General features: G+C 72.1%; 16 protein-coding genes, 1 tRNA gene and 1 pseudogene (1 of these 18 cut by a window edge). 14 read left to right on the top strand and 4 right to left on the bottom strand.

The window, feature by feature from the left end:
- The 11 genes and pseudogenes from FrCorBMG51_RS09005 to FrCorBMG51_RS08955 all read left to right on the top strand — a co-directional run.
- Positions 1–729, top strand: a pseudogene (locus tag FrCorBMG51_RS09005) (ParA family protein) (it extends 304 nt beyond the left edge of the window).
- 145 nt (positions 730–874) lie between these two features.
- A complete protein-coding gene (locus FrCorBMG51_RS09000; protein ID WP_047222632.1) occupies positions 875–1,564 on the top strand; it encodes a zinc metalloprotease in 690 nt (229 codons plus the stop codon).
- Positions 1,565–1,637: 73 nt separating this feature from the next.
- Complete coding sequence (locus FrCorBMG51_RS32490) at positions 1,638–1,772, top strand: hypothetical protein (protein WP_256386230.1); 135 nt, start codon at positions 1,638–1,640, stop codon at positions 1,770–1,772.
- Between the two features lie 165 nt (positions 1,773–1,937).
- The gene (locus tag FrCorBMG51_RS08995; RefSeq protein ID WP_047222661.1) at positions 1,938–2,948 is read left to right on the top strand and encodes a segregation and condensation protein A; all 1,011 of its coding nucleotides are present in this window, start codon (positions 1,938–1,940) and stop codon (positions 2,946–2,948) included.
- A 13-nt stretch (positions 2,949–2,961) separates the two neighbouring features.
- Entirely contained in the window at positions 2,962–3,657 is a 696-nt protein-coding gene (gene scpB, locus FrCorBMG51_RS08990) for an SMC-Scp complex subunit ScpB (RefSeq protein ID WP_047222631.1), read from the top strand.
- A 109-nt stretch (positions 3,658–3,766) separates the two neighbouring features.
- On the top strand, positions 3,767–4,513 hold the full coding sequence (locus FrCorBMG51_RS08985) for a pseudouridine synthase (protein ID WP_047222630.1): 747 nt from the start codon (positions 3,767–3,769) through the stop codon (positions 4,511–4,513).
- A 251-nt stretch (positions 4,514–4,764) separates the two neighbouring features.
- Positions 4,765–5,892 carry a prephenate dehydrogenase gene (locus tag FrCorBMG51_RS08980; RefSeq protein ID WP_047222629.1) on the top strand — a complete coding sequence of 376 codons (1,128 nt, stop codon included), beginning with the start codon at positions 4,765–4,767 and terminating at the stop codon, positions 5,890–5,892.
- 371 nt (positions 5,893–6,263) lie between these two features.
- Positions 6,264–6,983: a (d)CMP kinase gene (cmk, locus tag FrCorBMG51_RS08970; protein WP_235433440.1), complete on the top strand. Its 720-nt coding sequence runs from the start codon at positions 6,264–6,266 to the stop codon at positions 6,981–6,983.
- Positions 6,980–8,131 carry a 1-acyl-sn-glycerol-3-phosphate acyltransferase gene (locus FrCorBMG51_RS33065; RefSeq protein ID WP_083730870.1) on the top strand — a complete coding sequence of 384 codons (1,152 nt, stop codon included), beginning with the start codon at positions 6,980–6,982 and terminating at the stop codon, positions 8,129–8,131. The genes cmk and FrCorBMG51_RS33065 overlap by 4 nt, the downstream gene beginning before the upstream one ends.
- A 62-nt stretch (positions 8,132–8,193) precedes the next feature.
- Positions 8,194–9,567 (top strand): ribosome biogenesis GTPase Der, encoded by a 1,374-nt coding sequence (der, locus tag FrCorBMG51_RS08960; protein ID WP_047222627.1) that lies wholly within the window; start codon positions 8,194–8,196, stop codon positions 9,565–9,567.
- A gap of 199 nt (positions 9,568–9,766) precedes the next feature.
- On the top strand, positions 9,767–12,229 hold the full coding sequence (locus FrCorBMG51_RS08955) for a SpoIIE family protein phosphatase (protein ID WP_200902388.1): 2,463 nt from the start codon (positions 9,767–9,769) through the stop codon (positions 12,227–12,229).
- A gap of 272 nt (positions 12,230–12,501) precedes the next feature.
- Here FrCorBMG51_RS08955 and FrCorBMG51_RS08950 read toward each other — a convergent pair.
- A tRNA-Pro gene (locus tag FrCorBMG51_RS08950) sits at positions 12,502–12,575 on the bottom strand.
- Positions 12,576–12,868: 293 nt separating this feature from the next.
- A complete protein-coding gene (locus FrCorBMG51_RS08945) occupies positions 12,869–13,543 on the bottom strand; it encodes a hypothetical protein (RefSeq protein ID WP_047222625.1) in 675 nt (224 codons plus the stop codon).
- 91 nt (positions 13,544–13,634) lie between these two features.
- Here FrCorBMG51_RS08945 and FrCorBMG51_RS33650 point away from each other — a divergent pair, with 91 nt between their 5' ends.
- Complete coding sequence (locus FrCorBMG51_RS33650) at positions 13,635–14,306, top strand: class F sortase (protein WP_047222624.1); 672 nt, start codon at positions 13,635–13,637, stop codon at positions 14,304–14,306.
- A 538-nt stretch (positions 14,307–14,844) separates the two neighbouring features.
- Positions 14,845–15,654: a hypothetical protein gene (locus FrCorBMG51_RS08935; RefSeq protein ID WP_052914500.1), complete on the top strand. Its 810-nt coding sequence runs from the start codon at positions 14,845–14,847 to the stop codon at positions 15,652–15,654.
- A gap of 109 nt (positions 15,655–15,763) precedes the next feature.
- Here the strand turns inward: FrCorBMG51_RS08935 and valS are convergent, their stop codons facing one another.
- Positions 15,764–18,382 carry a valine--tRNA ligase gene (gene valS / locus FrCorBMG51_RS08930; RefSeq protein WP_047222623.1) on the bottom strand — a complete coding sequence of 873 codons (2,619 nt, stop codon included), beginning with the start codon at positions 18,380–18,382 and terminating at the stop codon, positions 15,764–15,766.
- Positions 18,383–19,061: 679 nt separating this feature from the next.
- On the opposite strand from valS, the gene FrCorBMG51_RS08925 reads away from it, so the two are divergent.
- Positions 19,062–19,841 (top strand): inositol monophosphatase family protein, encoded by a 780-nt coding sequence (locus FrCorBMG51_RS08925; protein WP_047222657.1) that lies wholly within the window; start codon positions 19,062–19,064, stop codon positions 19,839–19,841.
- Between the two features lie 392 nt (positions 19,842–20,233).
- On the opposite strand, the gene FrCorBMG51_RS08920 is transcribed toward FrCorBMG51_RS08925, so the two are convergent.
- On the bottom strand, positions 20,234–20,758 hold the full coding sequence (locus FrCorBMG51_RS08920) for a gamma carbonic anhydrase family protein (RefSeq protein ID WP_047222622.1): 525 nt from the start codon (positions 20,756–20,758) through the stop codon (positions 20,234–20,236).
- Positions 20,759–21,182: the final 424 nt, after the last annotated feature.

Raw genomic sequence — 21,182 nt, 5'->3', positions numbered from 1 at the left:
GCCGAATACGGCCGCCGCACCCTGCTGGTCGACTTCGACCCACAGGGTGCGCTCTCGGTCGGCCTCGGCATCAACCCGATGGTGCTCGAGCACACCGTGCACGATCTCCTGATCGGCACCGAGTCCGAGATCGGTGAGGTGCTGGTCCCCACCCAGGTCGACGGGCTGGACCTGCTGCCGAGCAACATCGACCTGTCGGCCGCGGAAATGCTGCTCGTCACGGAGGTCGGGCGGGAGCACACCCTGGCCCGCGCCCTGTCCCGGGTGCGTTCGGTCTACGACGTGATCCTCATCGACTGCCAGCCGTCCCTGGGCCTGCTGACCGTGAACGCGCTGACCGCCGCCGACGCCGTCATCGTCCCGCTGGAGTGCGAGTACTTCGCCCTGCGCGGCGTCGCCCTGCTGCTGGACACCATCGACAAGGTGCGCGACCGGCTGAACTCCAGCCTGGAGCTCGCCGGCATCCTGGCCACCATGTACGACGCACGCACCCTGCACGCCCGGGAGGTGCTGGCCAGGGTGGTGGAACGCTTCCCACACGAGGTCTTCCACACGGTGATCAACCGGACGGTACGCTTCCCGGAGACCACCGTGGCCGGCGAGCCGATCACCACCTACGCGCCCACGTCCGTGGGCGCGGACGGCTACCGGCGGCTGGCCCGCGAGCTGNNCCGGCGGCTGGCCCGCGAGCTGATGGCCCGGCACGCGACCCCGTCCGCGGCGGGGTGAGTGGCCGGGCGGCCGGCTGGTCGGCTGGTTGGTCGGTTGGTCGGCTGGTCGGCTGGTCGGTTGGTCGGCCCGGTGGGCGACGATGGGGATACGTACGTCCAGGAAGCGGGACGGATCCGGGACGGGATAAGGAACCTGTAGAGGCGTGCTGTTCTACCTGGCCGAACCCGCGGCGCTACTGGGGATCGCTCTCGCGCTCCTCATCGGGATCCACGCTCACGACGGCGCGCAGGTCCTCGTCGCGAGGCTGCTGCGGGACCCCAGCCCGCTGCGCAGCGGGCGCCTGACGGCGTCGCTGAAACACCGGGTCAGCCCGTTCAGCGGGGTCGCCATGCTCATCTCCGGGGTCGGCTGGACCGAGCCGGTACCCATGAACGACGTGTGGCGCAAACGGCGGTTCCACGTGGCCACGGCGGTGCTGTCCGGTCCGCTGGCCTACCTGCTGCTCGCGTTCGCCGCGATCGTCGGGTTCAAGTTCGTCTCCGAACCGGTCCTGTTCGCCGAGGGTGACCGCGTCCTGGAGATCGACGGCGCGGGTAGCTTTCTCGCCCAACTGCTGCTGTGGATGGCGGGCACGTTCGGGTCGCTGTTCATCCTGAGCCTCATCCCCGTCCCGCCGGCGGACGGCGGGCGGGTGCTGTTCCTGCTCGGCCCGCAGTCGCCGAGCTGGCACCGGGCCAACTACCAGCTCCGCGAGAACAACATCGGCATCGTCATCCTGCTGGTGATCCTGTTGCTGCCGGTGCTGTTCGTGTCGTTTCCCTCGGTCATCGGCCAGCTCATCCTGCCGCTGCTGCGGGGGCTGGGCAGCATCGTCGGCGTCGACGTCGGTTGAGCGCCTGTCGCGGATTCGCCCGCCGGCCCGCACCGCCCGGTCGTCCCGCCGGCCCGGACGACCGGATCCGGCCGTGCCCGCTGGGCGGCCGGCTGCCGCAACCAGCACCGAGGACGGCCGGTTCGGCCTGCTCGCGTCCGGCGGGCGGCCGGCCACGCTCGAACGGACGTGCGGTGGCCCGGGACGGCTCGTGCCGCCGCGGCGGTAGCGTCGTGTCATGGCACGGACCGGGACATCTCCTCGGCCGAGCGTGACCACGCCGGCACTCGGTGCCACCACGCCCAGGAATGCCGCGCCGGGCGCCAGAGCGTCCAGGAAGGCGCCGCGCGACATCACCGCGGCACCGGAGGCCGGCACGGGCCCGGAGGCTGGAGTGCCCGGGACCACGGCACTCGAGGCTGGAGCGCCCGCAGCGGCGGTGCCGACCGGCCGCGGCAGGGCCGGCAGCTCCTTCGTGGTCGAGCTCGCCAACTTCAGCGGGCCGTTCGACCTGCTGCTGTCCCTGATCGCCAAACACAAGCTGGACGTCACCGAGGTCGCGCTCTCCCAGGTCACCGACGAGTTCGTGGCGCACATCCGCCGCCTCGGCCCCGGTTTCGACCTCGGGCAGGCCACCGAGTTCCTGGTGATCGCCGCGACCCTGCTCGACCTCAAGGCGGCCCGCCTGCTGCCGGGGGCGATCTCCGATGACGAGGCGGAGGACCTCGCCCTGCTGGAGGCCCGTGACCTGCTCTTCGCCCGGCTGCTGCAGTACAAGGCCTACAAGGAGGCGTCGCTGCTGTTCGTGGGCCTGATGGCGCTCGAGGCCCGCCACGTCCCCCGGGCCGTGCCGTTGGAACCGCGTTACGCGCAGGCTCTCCCCGAGGTGCAGATCGGTATCGGGCCGGCCGATCTCGCCCGGCTCGCGGCCCGGCTGCGGGAGCCTCCGCTGCCCCCGCAGGTTGCCACCGACCACGTCCACCTGCCGAGGATCAACATCCGCGAGCACATGCTCGCCGTGCTGGAGAAGCTGCGCGAGCTCGGCAGCGCGTCGTTCCAGGCGCTGTGCGCGGACTGCCGGCAGACGATCGAGGTGGTCGCGCGTTTCCTCGCCCTTCTCGAGCTCTTCCGGGAGGGCCGGGTCGCCTTCTCCCAGGAGGTTCCGCTGGGAGAGCTGACAGTACGGTGGATAGCCGACACCGACCCCGCGGACTCCAGGCGGCAACCGCGAGAGGCGACAGACGGCACGGACGGCACGGACGGCACGGACGACGTGGACGGTACGTACGGCGTACGCGGCATCGTCACCAGCGCCGTCGGGGATGCCGACGCTTCCGGGGATGTCGACGACGTCGGGCCGGCCGGGCCCGGCAGAAGCCGGAAACGAGGATCACGACGGCAGTGACGGGGGAACCAGGATGACGGGGGAAGCGGCTCCGCTCACCGGCGGCGAAACCGTGGCGGCCGACAGCCCGGACGAGCACGAACCGGACGAGCACGAACCGGGTCCGGACGAACGGCGCACGGGCGGATCGGGCACGGGCGGATCGGGCGCGGAGGATGACGCGCCGCGGCCGCCGTTGCCGGCCCTCGTCGAGGCGATCCTGATGGTGGCGGAGAACCCGGTGCCGGTCACCGAGATCGCGGTGAGCCTGGGCGTTCCCGCCACCGAGGTCGAGGGCGTCCTCGTCGAACTGGCCCTGGAGTACATCGCCGACGGCCGCGGCTTCAGCCTGCGGGACGTCGGCGGCGGCTGGCGTTTCTACACCAGCGAGGCGTGCGCCCCCTGGGTCGAGCGGTTCGTCCTCGCCGGGCAGAGCCCGAAACTGTCCCAGGCGGCGCTGGAGACCCTCGCGGTCGTCGCCTACCAGCAGCCGGTCAGCCGCGGGCGGATCTCGGCGGTGCGCGGGGTGTCCGCCGACGGGGTGATCCGTACCCTGACCGCCCGCCGGCTGGTCGAGGAGGCCGGGACCGACCCCGACACCGGTGCCATCCTGTACCGGACCACCGACTACTTTCTGGAACGGATGGGCCTGCGGCATCTCGACGAGCTGCCGCCGCTGGCCCCGCTGCTGCCCGGCATCGCCGACGTGGACGACATCGAGGGCCCGTGACCGGACATGAGCGGAGCCCGCGGACGGGCCGAGGCCCGATGACGGATCGAGGGCAGGGCCCATGACGGATCGAAGAGCTGTGACAGGCTCGCGGACAGGACGGAGGCCCATGACGGCCGGTGACGCGAACGCAGAGGGCGTTCGCCTGCAGAAGGTGCTCGCCGCGGCCGGGGTCGGTTCCCGCCGGCACAGCGAGGAGCTGATCGCCGCGGGCCGGGTGCGGGTGGACGGCCGGGTGGTCGAGACGCAGGGCATGCGGGTCGACCCGCAGACCGCGATCATCGAGGTGGACGGCGAACGGGTCGTCACCCGGGCGGGCCTGGTGCACCTGGCGTTGAACAAGCCCGTCGGGGTGCTCTCGGCGATGTCGGACGACCGCGGCCGGCCGACCGTCGCGGACCTGGTGACCGACGCCGGCCCGGGGCTGTTCCACGTCGGGCGGCTGGACGTCGACAGCGAGGGCCTGCTGCTGGTGACCAACGACGGGGAGCTGGCCCACCGGCTGTCGCATCCGTCCTTCGAGGTCGCCAAGACCTATCTGGTCGAGGTCGCGGGGCCGGTCGGCCGGGACGTCCCCCGGCGGTTGCGCGAGGGCGTCGAACTCGCCGACGGCCCGGTGCGCGCGGACGCCGTCCGGATCGTCGGTTCGGCCGGTTCACGGGTCATGCTCGAGATCACCCTGCACGAGGGGCGCAACCGGGTGGTACGCCGCCTGATGGAGGCAGTCGACCATCCGGTGCGCCGGCTGGTGCGGACCAGGATCGGCCCGGTGCACCTCGGCTCGCTGCGGGCGGGCCGGACCAGGCATCTCTCCCGGGGCGAGATCGGCGCCCTCTACCGCGAGGTCGGCCTGTAACGAAGCCGACAGATGGCTGGCAGGTGGCCGAAAGATGGCCGGCAGGTAGGGCGACGGGTGGGAGACGCCCCCGCGGCGCGGGCGGAGGGACGGGACACGGACGGCGGGGCAGGACGGGACAGAACAGGGCACGACAGGGGGAGACGGAAGGAAGGCCCGGAAAGGCACGGGCGGACACGGGGAACACGCCGGGCAACCAGTGGTCGACCCGTGGAAACACCCACGACCCGTCCGCGAACTATGGTGGCGCGGTGAGTGTCACATCCGGCGCATCCCGATCCTCCGGCCACGGGCCGCCGCCGCGGCGGGTGGGGATCGTCGGGTCCGGGCTGATCGGTACCAGCATCGGGCTGGCGCTGACCGGCCGCGGCGTCGACGTCATGCTCGCCGACATCGACACCGAACAGGTGAAGGTCGCCGAGGTCATGGGCGCCGGCCGGCCCTGGCACGGGGAGGCGGTCGAGCACGCGGTGGTCGCGGTCCCCCCGCACGCGGTCGCCGGGGAGCTGCGGCGGCTGCAGCGGGCCGGGATCGCCGAGACCGTCAGCGACGTCGCCAGCGTGAAGGCCAGGCCGATCGTCGAGGCCGTGCAGACGGGCTGCGACCTGTCGACGTGGTGCCCGGCGCATCCGATCGCCGGGCGGGAGCGCGGCGGCGCGGCCTCGGCCCGCGCCGACCTGTTCGCCGAGCGGACGTGGGTGGTCTGCCCGCTGCCGCACACCTCGCCGGCCGCGCTGGCGGCCACCGTCGCGATCGCCCACGCCTGCGGCGCCACGCCGGTGCGCACGACCGCGGACCGGCACGACCAGGCCATGGCCGCCCTGTCCCACCTGCCGCAGGTGGTCGCGAGCCTGCTCGCCGCGGCCACGCCCGATCTTGCCACCGGCGAGCTGGCGCTGGCCGGCCAGGGATTCCGGGACGTCACCCGGCTGGCGGACAGCGATCCCGGCCTGTGGTCGTCGATCCTGGAGGGCAACCGCGGCCCGGTCGCGGCCCGGGCACGCCTGCTGGCCGCGCGGCTCACCCAGCTCGCCGACGTCCTCGACCAGGGCAGCGAGCAGGAGGTCATGCTGGCCGTCCGCACGCTCATGGCCGGCGGCAACGCCGGTCGGGCGCTGCTGCCGCGCAAGGCCGGCGCGGTGTCCCGGCCGTGGGCGTGGGCCTGGGTGGGAGTGGTGCTCGCCGACCGGCCCGGCCAGCTGGGCGCCCTGTTCACCGCGATCGGCGACTGGCAGATCAACGTCGAGGACATTGCCGCGTTCGAGCACAATCTCGACGCCCCTGCCGGCATCGTGGAGCTTGCCGTCGCACCGGACATCGTCGACTCCCTGCTGGACAGGCTGGCCGCGGCCGGCTGGACCGCCTACCGCCGCTCGTGACCGCCGGCCGTCCTGACGAGAAGGCCGTCCTTCCCGGGCGCCTACCCGGGCGCGACGCCATCCTTCCCGGATGGACGGCCCCGGGTAGCCTGAGCCGGGTTGACCGCATCGGCGTCGGCTCGGGTGAGCATCCGGATCGGGCCGGTTTCACCACGTCGGTTGCCGACGGGTTTCTGGTGTAGACGGGTTTGTGGTTGTGGTGCAGATGTCGCGTCCGGACGGAGGAAACGGTGGAACACGACCGCGGTTGGCGTGAGCCGGTGGTTGCGTCGGCTACCGGCGCTCAGGAGGCGTCCGCAGATGGTGAGGGCCGCCGCGCCGAGTCCTGGCGGCCCGACGGGCCCGCGCCGGCCACGGCAGGTGTGACGGGTGTGACGGGTGTGACGTCGCCGCAGCGGCTGGTCCGCGACGGGCTCGTCATCGCGGTGGACGGGCCCGGCGGGTCGGGCAAGAGCACGGCCGCCCGGGAGATCGCCCGTCGGCTCGGCCTGCGGTATCTCGACACGGGCGCGATGTACCGGGCGGTGACCCAGCTCGCCCTGGAGAGCCGGATCGACATCGAGGACCACAATGCGGTCGCCGAGCTCGCGGAGCGGGCGGTGCTCACGATCGGTACCAGCCCGGACAATCCGACGATCGCCGTCAACGGCGAGCCCGTGGACGACCTGATCAGGACCAGGGCGGTGACCAACGCGGTGAGCGCGGTGGCCGCGGTGCCCGCCGTCCGCCGGCGCCTGGTCATCCGCCAGCAGCAGATCATCACCGAGGCGTCGCCGGTGGGCATCGTGGTGGAGGGCCGCGACATCGGCTCGGTCGTCGCCCCGAACGCCCCGGTCAAGGTGTTCCTGACCGCCTCGACCGAGGTCCGGGCGCTGCGCCGGTCGCACCAGCTGGGCGAGCGGGGCGTCGACGACGTGGCCCGCACCCTCGCCGAACTCGACCGCCGGGACGCCCTGGACAGCACCCGCGCCGCGGACCCGCTGGCCGTCCCCGACGACGCGATCGTGCTCGATTCGACCGCTCTGTCCGTCCAGGACGTCGTGGACGAGGTCCTACGGCACTGTGAACAGGCCTCGGCCCGAGCGTCATGACGACGATCGAAGACCCCCGGGACGGCGCGCCGCGAGCCAGCGTGGCCAGTGCGGCCGGCGTTCCCGCGACCAGTACTCCCGCAACCGGCGGCCCACGGGACGACGCTTCGCGGGGTGACGTTTCTGCGACCGGCGGTGTGCGGGGTGACGCTCCGAAGGGCGATGCCCCCGCCGGTGCGCAGGGCGGTGTCGCACCGGGTGGTGCTTCGAACGGCGATGTTTCCGAGACTGATGACGCGCAGGCTGACGTCCCACGGGGCGATGCTCCCGCGGCCGGCGCTGTGCGGGGTGACGCCGCGCGGGGCGTCGGTTCCGTGGCCGGTGTCCCGCGCGGCGGCGGAGGGCCGGGCGGCGGGCGGCCGTCCACGGCGGTGTCCCGGCGGGCCGCGGCGTCCCGGCCGTACAACGACATTCTGCACACGGTGCTCAAACCACCGTTCCGCCTGATCCTGAGCAGAGTCGTCATGCGCCTGACGGCCGAGGGGCTCGACCGGGTCCCGCCCACCGGACCGCTGATCTTCGCGGGTAACCACAGCAGCCTGCTCGACGGGCCCCTGGTCGTGATCGAGGCGCCGCGCACGGTCCGCTGCCTGGTGAAGTCCGAGCTGTACACCGGGATTCTCGGCCGGCTGCTGCTGCTGTCCGGGCAGATCCCCGTCAACCGGGGCCGGCCCGACCGGTTCGCGCTGCACACCGCACTCGACGAGCTCTCCCGCGGCGGCGCGATCGGGGTGTTCCCGGAGGGGACCAGGGGCAGCGGCGAGGTGGAAACCGTCCAGCACGGCATCGCCTACCTGGCTGTTCACGGCCGCTGTCCGATAGTGCCGGTTGCCTGTGTCGACACCGGGCAGGTCCTGCCGAGGGGGGCGTACTGGCCGCGGCGCTCCGTCCACGCCCGGATGGTCTTCGGGCATCCGTTCGAGGTGGAGATCCCGGCCAATCCACGGTCGCGGAAGGCGCTGGCCGAGGTGGCCGAGGGCATCCGGGTCCGGCTCGCCGACCATCTCGCCCAGGCCCGGCTGACACCCGCGTCCCTGCCCGCCCCGGCCGCGCCGCCCACCCGGCGGCCAGGGCCGGGCTGGGCGGCCAGGGCGAGCCGCCGGCCGCGGCGAGGCGGCCCCGGGCCGACCGGATCCGGCAGACGGTAGAGATCCGCAGAGATCCGGATCCGACAGAGCACAGAGAGCACAGAGACGAGGACGTTGTGGGTGTGGCTTCGCAGGCACCGCGGGACTCCGCCGCGGGCCGGTCCGGAATCGACGACCGCCAGCCGGTCCTGGCCGTTGTCGGACGCCCCAACGTCGGCAAGTCGACGCTGGTGAACCGGATACTCGGCCGGCGGGCCGCAGTCGTCGAGGACGTCCCCGGGGTGACCCGGGACCGCGTCGCCTACGACGCGACCTGGAACGGCCGCCGTTTCGTGGTGGTCGACACCGGCGGCTGGGAGCCGGACGCGCGGGGCCTGGCGGCCCGGGTCGCCGAGCAGGCACGCGCCGCCCTCGACACCGCCGACGCGGTGCTGTTCGTGGTCGACACCACCGTCGGGGCCACCGACGCGGACGAGGCCGTCGCCCGTGTGCTGCACCGCAGCGGGCTGCCGGTGGTCCTCGCGGCGAACAAGGTCGACGACTCCCGCGGCGAAGCCGACGCCGCCACGCTGTGGAGCCTCGGACTCGGTGAGCCGTACCCCGTCTCGTCCCTGCACGGCCGGGGCAGCGGGGACCTGCTCGACGCCATCCTCGAAGCCCTCCCACCGGCGCCCCGGGAACGTTTCGAGGAGATCGACGGCCCGCGGCGGGTCGCCCTGCTGGGCAAGCCGAACGTCGGCAAGTCCAGCCTGCTGAACAGGCTGGCCGGCACGCAGCGCTCGCTGGTGCACGACGTCGCCGGCACCACCCGCGACCCGGTCGACGAGCTGGTGACGGTCGGCGGGGAGACCTGGAAGTTCGTCGACACGGCGGGTCTGCGTCGGCGGGTGCGGGAGGCCAGCGGCGCGGAGTACTACTCGTCGTTGCGTACCGCCGCCGCGCTGGAGGCCGCGGAGGTCGCGATCGTCCTGTTGGACGCCAGCGAGTCGCTCACCGAACAGGACCAGCGGGTGATCACCATGGTGGTCGAGGCGGGACGGGCCCTGGTGCTGGCGTTCAACAAGTGGGACCTGCTTGACGAGGACCGCCGGCTGACGCTGGAACGGGAGATCGTCCGGGATCTGGGTCGGGTGGCCTGGGCGCCGCGGGTGAACGTCTCGGCGGCGACCGGCCGCGCGGTCGACCGGCTGGCCCCGGCGTTGAGGACGTCGCTGGAGTCGTGGGGGACGCGCATCTCCACCGGCCGGCTCAACGCCTGGCTGGGGGAGGTCGTGGCGGCCACTCCGCCGCCGTCGCGCGGCGGCCGGCTGCCCCGGGTGCTGTTCGCGACCCAGGCCGGGGTGCGCCCACCGCGTTTCGTCATCTTCTCGACGGGTTTCCTGGAGCCCGCCTACCGCCGCTTCCTCGAACGCCGCCTGCGCGAGGATTTTGGTTTCGCCGGAACGCCGATCGAGATTTCGGTCCGGGTCCGTGAACGGGGCGAGAAACGCCACTGATCCGCCTGAACGAGACAAAGGAGCACCAACCATGAGATCGGTGACAGATCGATTCTCTTGATTGCCGGTATCCGTCTGGTTGAGCGGTCCGCTGCACAGTGCCATGCTCGGTGGCAATGGGTGCAGGGCCTGATTCGCCGGGATGGCAGGTCGGCAGCTCGGCAGGTCGCGGGCTTCGGCAATGCCGAGACGAGTATGGATGAGCGAAAGAAAGCCTTCACGAGACGGGGCTGACGTTCCCGCGGCAGTGGCCGGTATAGCGATGGCCGCGCTGGACGCTCGAGGCGTGCTCACCGCGTGGACGGCAGGAGCCGGTCGGCTGCTGGGCTATCGTCCGGACGAGGTGGTGGGACGCGCCGCGGCGGACCTTCTTGCCGTGGACCTTCCGGCGTCGGTGCTACCCGGCATCGAGCGGCGGGAGGAGTGCAACGGCCGAGTGATGCTGCGGCGCCGGGACGGCCGCGCCGTCGAGATTGACGTCCACGCGGCCCCGACGCACGGTACGCGGGGAAACAGCGGCTGGGTTGTGGTGGCTCTCGAGCCGGGCGAACCAGGTTCGCGCCATGACACGGCGGCGGCGCTCAGGAACTGGGCACTCGACCAGATGCCGATCGTCCTCGGGATCTACGACCGCGAGAAGCGCATGGTGGGAGGCAACGAGGAAGCGCAGCGCGTCATAGCCGCGCGGGAAGAGGCGGTACTCGGACTCCGTCCGGGGGAGATCTTCCCCAGCCTTATCGCCGACCAGGTCGAACAACTGATGACGCAGGTGATCCGCACGGGGGAACGGTCGACTCTGGAAATGGTCACCCCGCTGCCTGGCGAGAGCCATGCGCACGCCTGGTCGGTCTTCCTCTACCCGGTGAAGGACCCCGCAGGCACGGTGCGGGGGGTGTCGACAGCAGCCCTCGACACCACCACGCAGTACCGGGCCAGGCAGCGGCTGGCCGTCGTGAACGCGGCCAGCGTCCGCATCGGAAGCACGCTGGACACGGTGCGGACCGCCCAGGAGCTGGCAGACGTGGCCACCGAGCAGTTCGCCGACTTCGTCAGCGTCGACCTGCTCGACTCCGCCGTCGGTGACAACGAGGCGGATCCGCGCCGGGCCACCGCAGGCGTGCTCCTCCGCCGTGCCGCACAGCAGTCCGTGCTGGATGGCTGCCCGGAGTCCGCGGTCGAGCCGGGAAAGACAGAGCGCTACTCCGGGGACTCGCCTCTGGCCCGTGCCCTGGTCACCGGCAGGCCGTCGCGGTACGCGATCGACAACCCCGACATTCAGGCGTGGTTGGAGCATGACACGGCGCGTGCACGCAGTGCCCGCGCGTACGGGATCCATTCCCTCATCGTGGTACCGCTGCTCGCCCGCGGGACGACCCTCGGGCTCGCAGTGTTCCTGCGGCACCGCACCCCCGACCCGTTCGACACCGATGACCTGCTTCTCGCCGAGGAGATCACGGCCAGAGCGGCCCTGTGCATCGACAACGCCCGCCGCTACACCCACGAGCGCAACACCGTGCTGGCCCTGCAACGGAGCATGTTGCCGCAGCGCACGTCCCCGCATGTGGCGGTGGCGGTCGCCTCCCGCCATCCGTCGGCCGGCTCCGGCTCCGGGGCCGGTGTGGGCGGTGACTGGTTCGACGTCGTCCCGCTGTCCGGAGGCAGGGTTGCCCTCGTGGTGGGCGACGTGGTCGGGCACGGCATCCAGGCGTTGGCCACCATGGGACGCCTGCGCCTGGCGGTCCGCACCCTCGCCGACATGGACATGCCGCCCGACGAGCTGCTCACGCATCTCGACGACCTCGTCCTGCGTCTGGCCGACCGAGCCGACCGGGAAGAAGGCCCAGGAGCCGAGGAGATGCAGACAGCAGTGGCCGGGGAGATCGGCGCCACCTGCCTGTATGCGGTCTACGACCCGCTCTCCCGCCGCTACACGCTCGCTCGTGCCGGCCACCCCGTGTCCGCCGTCGTCGCCCCGGACGGCACGGTCGACTTCCCCGAACTGCCCGACGGTCCCCCGCTGGGCCTGGGCGGGCTGCCCTTCGAGTCCGTCGAGCTGGAGCTGCCCGACGGCAGCCTGATCGCCCTGTTCACCAACGGTCTGATCGAGTCCGGCGAATCCGGCGCCGACGCCGGATTCGACCGGCTGAGCCGTGCCCTGACCGCCAGCGGCGGCACGTCCTCCCTGGAGCAGATCTGCGACAACGTGCTGGACGCGCTGCTGCCCGGCGGTGTCCCCTCCGACGACGTCGCCGTACTCCTCGCCCGTACCCAGGGCATGGACGCCTCCCAGGTCGCCATCTGGGACCTGCCCGCGGACCCGGCGGTGGTGGCCAGGACCCGGAAGATGGCCATCGACCAGCTCGCCGCCTGGGGGCTGGAGGAGGCGTCCTTCGTCACCGAGCTCGTGGTCAGCGAACTGGTCACCAACGCCATCCGCCACGCCGTCGCGCCCATCCAGCTCCGGCTGATCCACGAGAGCAGTCTCATCTGCGAGGTCTCCGATGCCAGCAGCACCGCACCTCACCTGCGCCGCGCCCGCGTCTTCGACGAGGGCGGTCGCGGTCTGCTCCTCGTCGCCCAGCTCACCCAACGGTGGGGCACCCGCCACACCCCGCACGGCAAAATCATCTGGGCCGAGCAGTCACTCCCGACCGGCCACTGACCGCTCCCGACGGGCCGCCGCCGGTCGAGGAGGGACTGTCCGGCGCAGCAGGCTCGCAGGCGGTAATGCGCGCTCCGCCTCCACGGCGACGCACTGCTGTGGCTGACCGCCGACCACCACCAAGGCGTATGTCCAGGGTAGGGCTGACCGGCGATCGGTCCCCAGATGGTCCCAACGCCCGCCCGGGTTGATCGATTGACCTGGCACCATGGAGACGCGAAAAAGACTGTTGACCAGGACCTATAGCCCTGTTCAGCAGCCTCGCTCCAGCGTCGGGACGACAGGATTTGAACCTGCGACCCCCAGACCCCCAGTCTGGTGCGCTACCAAGCTGCGCCACGTCCCGTACGTCGANTCCCGCCGGCGTGGCAGGTGCCCCGGCTGGTTGTAGCAGCTGCCCCGGCTGGTCGTCCGCTATGTCGAGGACGAATGGGCCGTCAGTCTCGCCACCGGCGATGGGCTGCCGGGAGGTCCCGTGGCGAGAGGTTGGAACGGGGCACCAGGGAGGAGGTGATCCGGGTGGATGCGGCGAAGGTCGGCGGCGGCATCCACCCGGATCGGCCGGTCTGGGCACGCTGGGTATACGCCAGGGACGGTTGGGTATAACGCCAGGCGGTTCAGCGTGCCCAGACCTCCTGGTCACCGCGTCGCGTGGCTCCTGCGGCGAGCGGCGAGGCCGGCACCGAGCACCGCGACACCGAGTCCGGCGCCGGCGACGGGAGCGATCGGGAACGACGGCGCCATACCGCCGCCACCCGCATGTACGCCACCCTGCGGGACCGGCTCGGAGGACGGCTTCTGGGTGGCTGACTGGCCCGGCCACTGCCCGGAGGGCTGGCCCTGCTGGCCACCTTGCTGGCCCTGCTGGCCACCTTGCTGGCCCTGCTGACCACCTTGCTGGCCTTGCTGGCCCTGTTGGCCCTGCTGGCCCTGCTGCTGCCCGGACTGCCCCGGCCACTGGCCCCCGCCCGGCGCCGCGCCCTGGCCGCCGGACCCGCCCGATGACTGGGACGGGTTCGAGCCGGACCAGCCGCCGCCTCCGGACTGCGCGGACTGCGCGGACTGGCCGTTCTCCCCCTGCTCGGGAGGCTGCGGGATCGGCAGCTGGATGGGCAGCTGGGGCCATCCGTTCGCCCCGTCGCCGCTCCAGGACTGCCCACCATTCTGCTGCTGGGTGGCCGCGGGGGATATCGTCGAAGCGCCGGAATCCGACGGCCCGTCCGCGAATGCGGCTGTGGGGCCGAACCCCACGAAGAGCCCGGTGACGGCTGACATGGCCAGCATCACCACGCCCCGGCCGATTTTGTGCGTCATGACCTTTCCTCTTCTCTCGTACTGCGGCGGTATTGTTACCGCGGGCTACACCATAGCCATCTGATGTCCAGGGGAAGGCGTGGAACGCGATATGGCCACGACGGGACCGAAGATTGTCCGGCCGGCGCGATGGTTGGTTCTGGTCGGAATTCTCCTGATCGGGGTGAGCGGTCAGAAGTTTGTTTCGTCCGAATATGGGAAACTGGTCGGGGCGCCCGATGTGACAGCCACTACGGGGACCGGCGCGGGGCCGGCGCCGGCGCCGGCGGTTGCGGTACCGCAGGATCCGGCTGACGGCGGGCGGCGGCAGAACAGCCCGCCGACTTTTCTGCGTATTCCGGAAGTGGGCGTGTCCGCGCCGGTCGGGTCGGTCGGTCTCAACGCGGACGGGACCCTCGAAGTGCCGACATCCTGGACCGACGTCGGTTGGTACGAATATGGGCCGCGGCCCGGCGACATCGGCGCGTCCGTACTTGTCGGACATTATGACTCGACGACCGGGCCGGCGGTCTTCTACCATCTCGACAAGCTCAGGAAATCGGACACGGTAGAGGTGAACCGCACGGACGGGACGGTCGTACGATTCACGGTCGACCGTATTCAGGAGGTTGCCAAGGATGATTTTCCGGTAGCGGAGGTGTATGGCCGGGTCGATCGTCCGGAACTACGGCTGATCACTTGTGGCGGTGCTTTCGACAAGAAAACCCGCCACTATCTGAAGAATGTGATCGTGTACGCGCACGCCGTCGCCGACCCGGCATGAGTACGGCCGCTGTTCAGCGGCTCGGGAGATGCGGCGGGCACGAAAACGGGTCCGCCGGCCGCCGCCGCGGCGGCCGAGGCGCGGGAGCGGGGCGCGGGAGCCCAGGGCTGGATGGCCGAGCGACGTGTACATGACACCGGCGTATACACTGCGTGAAGAGATGTATGCCATAGCGGGCGTTACCCTTCGCTGAGACAGGCGATCCCGGGGAGGGGCCATGAACGTCTCGGTGCCACCGGTTGTCCGCGCGGCTGCCGTACTCCGTGCGCTCGGTGTGATCGGCGTGACCAGTGCGGACGGGGTGCCCGGGCGCGCGTTCCCGCGCCGAACCGGGCGGGGCGCCGGGAAGAGCCCGTCCTCCCCACGGAACGGGGCCCGCGGCCCGCGGCGTCGCGGGCGCGAGCGCGGACACGGACGTGGGCTGACGTCACATGACGATCGGCGACGGGCGGCCGTTCGTCCGCGGGGCCACGGGCGTGAGCCGGCGTCCCCGGCATCCCGGACGTCCTCGACGCCGCTGGCGGGTCTGCCGGCGGCGATGCTTGTGGCGGCCCTGCTGGCGCTGGCGGCCCTCACCGGATGCGCGGGCACGGACGCGGGGGCAGGGATCACGCAGGTGTCACCTTCCGCGGGAGCATCCGTCGGAGAAGTCGGCGGCCAGCCCGGGACGACGAACCAGCCAGGCAGCGGGCAGCCGGGTACCGGGCAGTCCGGCACCGGCCAGGGGGCGGCGACACCGGGTGCCGCCGCGGGCGCGGCGGACTTCCCGTACCAGCCGTTGTGGCCCTTCGCCAGCGCCGCTGACGCGCGGGCGTGGCATCTCGACCCGGCGTCCACCGCGCTGTCCTTCGTCCGGGACTTCCTCGGCTTCACCGACATCGACCGGACACTGACCAGCACCGTGACCGGGGAGCACGCCCGGGTGCAGGTCGGCTACGCCACCGAGGGTGAGCATACCGGCGTCGCGGCCGTCGTCCATCTCGTCCGGTTCGGTTCCGGCAGCGACGCGCCGTGGGAGGTCGTCGGTACCGACGACACCACCTTCTCGCTCACCCAGCCGGCCTACGGGGCGACCGTGACGGCGTCGCTGACGGCCGGCGGGCGGATCACCGGTGTCGACGAGAGCATCCGCGTGCAGGTGCGGCCGGCGGGAGGTCCCAACGGCGGCCAGGTCGCCGGGGAGCGCTGCTGCCTGCCCGCGGGCGGGCAGAACTCACCCTGGCGGACGACGGTGACGATCGACGCCCAGCCGGGCCAGGGCCTGGTCGTGGTCGCCTCCACGGGTGGCCATCTGCGCGGGGTGGAACGTTTCACCGTCACCGGCGTCCGTTACAAGGGCAAGGATTAGCGCCGGCAGAGGAACCGGCGCCGGCAGGGAAGCAGCGCCGGCAGGGGAGCAGCGGCGGCAGGGAGCAGCGGCGACCCCGGCCGGCGGCGGTCNCCCCGGCCGGCGGCGGTCAGCCGGCGAGGACGACGTCGACCGCCAGCTCGCCGGCGCCCCGGTCGAAGGTCAGCGCCGTGATGCTGCCGGCGCTGCGCAGGTCGGCCGCGACAGCCTCGACCAGGCCGACCAGGTCGGCGTCCCCGCTGACCCGCGCGGAGGCCACCGCCGCCTTCATCGACACCTTCGCCTCCGACTTGGCCCGCCGGATCGCCGTGAGCGCCGTGCTGACCGCCTCGAGCAGACGCGGGTCACCACTGTCAGCGATCTTGCGCAGCTCACCGGCCTCCGGCCAGCGGGAACGGTGCACCGACCCGGGCTTCCACCACGACCAGACCTCCTCGGTGACGAAGGGCAGGAACGGCGCGAACAGCGCGAGCACCGTGGACAGGGCGACGGCCAGGGTGGCCCGCGCGGACGCCGCGCCCGGCTCGCCGAACGAGCCGTACGCGCGTCCCTTGACCAGCTCGACGTAGTCGTCGCAGAACCGCCAGAAGAACGACTCGGTCAGCTCGAGCGCGCGGGTGTAGTCGTAGTTGTCCAGCGCGGTGGACGCGGAGTCCACCACCTCCGCCAGCGTCGCCAGCAGCGCCCGGTCGAGCGGCTCGCCGACGGTGCCGGCGTCCTCGACCGCGCCGAGGCCGAGAGCGAACCGGCTCGCGTTGAGCAGCTTGATGGCCAGCCGGCGTCCGATCTTCATCTGGCCGACGTCGAAGGTGGTGTCGGTGCCCGGCCGGCCGGAGGCGGCCCAGTAGCGCACCGCGTCCGACCCGTGCTGTTCGAGCAGGTCCAGCGGGGTGACGACGTTGCCCTTGGACTTCGACATCTTCTTGCGGTCCGGGTCGAGGATCCACCCGGAGATGGCAGTGTTCGTCCACGGCAGCGTGCCGAACTCGGCGTGGCTGCGCAGCACGGTGGAGAACAGCCAGGTCCGGATGATCTCGTGTGCCTGGGGGCGCAGATCCATCGGGAACACCCGGGCGAACAGGTCGTCGTCGCTGCCCCAGCCGGCGGCGATCTGCGGGGTCAGCGAGGACGTCGCCCAGGTGTCCATCACGTCCGGGTCGGCGGCGAAACCACCGGGAACCCCGCGCTGGTCCTCGCTGAAGCCGGGCGCGGTGTCACTGGACGGGTCGACCGGCAGCGCCGCGTGGTCGGGGACGATCGGCCGGTCGTAACGGGGCACGCCGGCGTCGTCCAGCGGATACCAGACCGGGAACGGCACGCCGAAGAAACGCTGCCGGCTGATCAGCCAGTCCCCGGTCAGGCCGTCCACCCAGTTCTCGTACCGGACCCGCATGTGCGGGGGATACCAGTGCAGTTCACTGCCACGAGCCCGCAGCTGCGCCCGCAGGGCCTCATCCCGGCCGCCGTTGCGGATGTACCACTGGCGGGTCGTGACGATCTCCAGCGGCCGGTCGCCCTTCTCGTAGAACTTCACCGGATGGCTGATCGGCCGCGGGTCGCCCAGCAGCGCCCCGGCCTCGCGCAGCAGCTCCACGATCCGCTCGCGGGCGGCGTGCACGGTGCGCCCGGCCAGCTCGGCGTAGCGCGCCCGGCCCGCCGCCGAGACGATCGCCTCGGGCGGGTCGGGCAGCAGCCGGCCGTCCCGACCGATCACCGCGCGGGTGGGCAGTCGCAGCTCACGCCACCAGGTGACGTCGGTGAGGTCACCGAAAGTACAGATCATCGCGATGCCGGACCCCTTCTCGGGGTCGGCCAGCCGGTGCGCCCGCACCGGCACCTCGACGTCGAACAGGGGAGTGCGCACCGTGGAGCCGAACAGCGGCTGGTAACGCTCGTCGTCGGGATGGGCGACCAGGGCCACGCAGGCGGCCAGCAGCTCCGGCCGGGTCGTCTCGACGACGACGTCCCCGCCGCCGTCGGCGCGGGCGAACGCCAGCGAGTGGTAGGCGCCCGGACGCTCCCGGTCCTCCAGCTCGGCCTGCGCCACCGCGGTCCGGAAGGACACGTCCCACAGGGTGGGCGCTTCCGCCAGGTACGCCTCGCCGCGCTCCAGGTTGCGCAGGAAGGCCCGCTGTGCCACCGCCCGGGAACGGGCGTCGATGGTCGCGTAGGTCATCGACCAGTCCACGGACAGGCCGAGGCGGCGCCACAGCTGCTCGTAGACCTTCTCGTCCTCGATCGTCAGCCGCTCGCACAGCTCCACGAAGTTGCGGCGGCTGACCGGGACCTGCTCCTTGCCGGGCTTGGCCGGCGGGGTGAGATCCGGGTCGTAGGGCAGCGACGGGTCACAGCGGATGCCGAAGTAGTTCTGCACCCGGCGCTCGGTCGGCAGGCCGTTGTCGTCGAACCCCATCGGGTAGAAGACCTCACGGCCGCGCATCCGCTGGTAGCGGGCGATGACGTCGGTGTGCGTGTAGGAGAAGACATGGCCTACGTGCAGGGAGCCGGAGACGGTCGGGGGCGGGGTGTCGATCGCGTACACCCGGGCCCGGTCGGCGCTCCGGTCGAACCGGTAGGTCTCCTGCTCCTGCCACACGGCCGACCACCGTGCCTCGACGCCGTCGAGGGTGGGCCGCTGGGGAACGGAGCGTCCAGGGACGGACCGGTCGGCGACGGGCTGCTCACGGCCGTCCGAGTCGTGCTGGTTCCTGCCTTCTTCTGTCACCACAGGTAACGATCCTACGGGTCGAACAATGTGAGCTCGGACACGGGCTTCACCAGGCCCCCTGCCTGATCCCTCTCGTCCTTCTCGGGTTCGTGCCCCCACCGATCCTCGTCCCGGCGCGGCGTCGGCGTGTCCCGTCCAGCGCCGGCGTCCGGCCCGGAGGCACCCCTTTCCGGCGGGTTTCCGGCGGGCTCGTGCCCGGACCTCCCCGTGGACGGTGGGCGCGCGCCGCCGCCTCCTGCCGGCGGCGGGGCCGGCCGCGCGGCCGGTCCGGCAGGGCCTTACCGCCCTGGGCCACCGGCTGGCGCTTCCCCGGCGCTCCCGGGTGTCCCTCGACCAGAACGAAAGCGTTCCCTGATCAGGACGAGAAACGAAAGCGGTCGGTGGGAGCCGCGGGCTTTCCCGGCGCTTCCGGTGTCTCACTGCCCACCTGCGGTGGTGGATCGCGTTGGCAGACGGCAGACGGCAGACGGTGGCGGTGGCGGGCGAGCTGGGCCTGGGTTGGCGGGGCGTATGGGTTGGCAGGATGTATCCCGTGCATGACACCGGCGAGGACACCGCCCCCACCGCATCGTCCGCATCGTCCGCCCCCACCGCGTCCGCCGTCGCGACCTCCGCTGCGGTACCCGACCACGCCCCGGCGAACCGCGCCCCGGCGGCCGGGCGGCCGCGGCCGGCGGACCTGCTCGCGCTGGCGCTCGACGTCGCCCACGAGGCCGGCGACCTGCTGCTGCGGGGCCGCAGCGGTGATGTCGTGGCCGAGACGACCAAGACGTCCCCCACCGACGTCGTCACCGCGCTCGACCGGGCCTCCGAGGAACTGGTCGCGAGCCGGCTGCGCGAGGCACGTCCAGGTGACGGCCTGCTGGGCGAGGAGGGCGCCGACGACCCGGGCACCAGCGGGGTGCGCTGGATCGTCGACCCGCTGGACGGCACCGTGAACTTCCTCTACAACCTGCCGAACTGGGCGGTGTCGATCGCGGCCGAGGTCGACGGGCAGGTGGTGGCGGGTGTCGTGCACGCGCCCGCCCTGGGCGTCACCTACACCGCGGCGCTCGGGGACGGCTCGGCCCGCAACGGCGTGCCACTGGCCGGCTCGGCCGTCACAGACCTGGCGCACGCGCTCGTCGCGACCGGGTTCGGCTACACGGTGCAACGGCGGATCGCCCAGGTGACGGTGCTGACCCGGGTCGTCCCCCAGGTGCGTGACATCCGGCGGATGGGCGCGGCGTCGCTGGACCTCGGCGCCGCCGCGGCCGGCCTGGTCGACGCCTACTACGAGCGTGGCCTGCACCCCTGGGACCACGCCGCCGGGGCGCTGGTAGCGACCGAGGCCGGCCTGCGGGTCGGCGGTCTGCACGGCCGGCCGATCTCCAATGACCTCGTCATAGCCGCCCCACCCGCCCTGTTCGACGCCCTCCACGACATCCTCGCCACCGACCCACCCGCCGACCGCGACTGACGGACGGGCTCCACCTACGGCACCAAGGAGGCCCGCCGTCGACCGGCCGGCCACCAGCGATTTTCCCTCGCCCCACATGGCCGGCCCACACCGGCCCCGAGCACTGACGGGCCCTGCCGAGCCCGCGCCGCGCCGACCGGGCAGATCGCCTTTCCTTCCTGGAGCGCCGATCAGGTAGCCATGCGTATCCCCCCGCACGGTGGCACGCTTCGATGGACGGCGGCCACCGGAGAAGATCGGCGTAATTTTGTCGTTGTGTACGGTACGCTTTTGCGGCCAAAAAGCGTACACAACGACAAAGTCGCCTGGATCATGGCCTGTGCGGGTGGCTGTGGCTGGGATCCGCGCTACCTGACCGGCGCTCCAGCCGATGCGGCTTCCCTCTGGTCGATCTAGTCGAGGCGGCGGAGTTCCTCGCGGTAGCGCTTGCCGTTCGCGGTGTACATCGCGGCCCCGGCCGCGAAGGCGTTCTCCGCCACCGCGTCCGGACGGATCTTCGCGGGGACGCCGACGGCCAGCGCCCGCGGCGGCACCTGTACGTTGTTGCCGACCAGCGCCTGCGCCCCGACCAGCGCCCCCCGGCCGACCACGGCCCGGTGCAGCACGATCGAGCCGGAGCCGACCAGCGACCCGTCCTCGACGGTGCAGCCCTCCAGGTGCGCGATGTGCCCGATGACGCAGTCGTCGCCGATGATCGTGGGGAGTTCGGCGGTCGCGTGCACGACCGTGCCGTCCTGCACGGACGTGCGGGCGCCGATGTGGATCTCGCCGTAGTCGGCCCGCAGCACCGCGCCCGGCCAGATCGTCGACTCGGGGCCGATGGTCACCTTGCCGATCACGGTCGCGTCCGGGTGGACGTAGGCGGACGGGTCGATCTCGGGCACCCGGTCACCGAGCGCGTAGACAGCCACGGACATCTCCTTCGGGTCCTTCGGACGGCGTCACGTCCCGTGGGACGGCACGCGGCAACCGGCCTCGGTGCGTCTGCCTTGGTGCGTCTCCCCGAGCGCGTCTCCCGACGGTCGCCATCTTCCCCGATGGCCGCCATCTCGGCCCACGGATCGCCGGCGGCCGTGACTTTTCAGTCGGACGTGGCCCGTGCCGACCAGAGTTCCCGCGGCTGCGGCGGGGTGGGCTGTGCTTGTGCCTGCTGTGCTTGCGACTGCTGTGTTTGGGCCCGCTGGTGGGGGCTGCGGCAGGTGCGGCCGCTGCCCCGGCGGCTTGCGGGGTACGGCCGTGGACTATTGGCTACTCCAGCTCGCGGCTACTCCAGCTCGCGGATGCCGGGCGGCAGCGATCCGGTCGCCTCCAGCCATCTGCGGGCGGCCAGCCGCTCGGCGG

Source organism: Protofrankia coriariae (genome assembly GCF_001017755.1).
Classification (GTDB): Bacteria; Actinomycetota; Actinomycetes; order Frankiales; family Frankiaceae; genus Protofrankia; species Protofrankia coriariae.
The sequence above is the reverse complement of the archived record's forward strand: the minus strand, read 5'-3'. Positions and strand labels throughout refer to the sequence as shown.

Coding starts and splice junctions, on each gene's coding strand:
- FrCorBMG51_RS33650 (WP_047222624.1), top strand. CDS start 13,635: ATGGCCACGACGGGACCGAAGATTGTCCGGCCGGCGCGATGGTTGGTT.
- FrCorBMG51_RS08955 (WP_200902388.1), top strand. CDS start 9,767: ATGAGCGAAAGAAAGCCTTCACGAGACGGGGCTGACGTTCCCGCGGCA.
- FrCorBMG51_RS08920 (WP_047222622.1), bottom strand. CDS start 20,758: ATGTCCGTGGCTGTCTACGCGCTCGGTGACCGGGTGCCCGAGATCGAC.
- FrCorBMG51_RS08945 (WP_047222625.1), bottom strand. CDS start 13,543: ATGACGCACAAAATCGGCCGGGGCGTGGTGATGCTGGCCATGTCAGCC.
- FrCorBMG51_RS33065 (WP_083730870.1), top strand. CDS start 6,980: ATGACGACGATCGAAGACCCCCGGGACGGCGCGCCGCGAGCCAGCGTG.
- FrCorBMG51_RS08985 (WP_047222630.1), top strand. CDS start 3,767: ATGACGGCCGGTGACGCGAACGCAGAGGGCGTTCGCCTGCAGAAGGTG.
- scpB (WP_047222631.1), top strand. CDS start 2,962: ATGACGGGGGAAGCGGCTCCGCTCACCGGCGGCGAAACCGTGGCGGCC.
- FrCorBMG51_RS08935 (WP_052914500.1), top strand. CDS start 14,845: ATGCTTGTGGCGGCCCTGCTGGCGCTGGCGGCCCTCACCGGATGCGCG.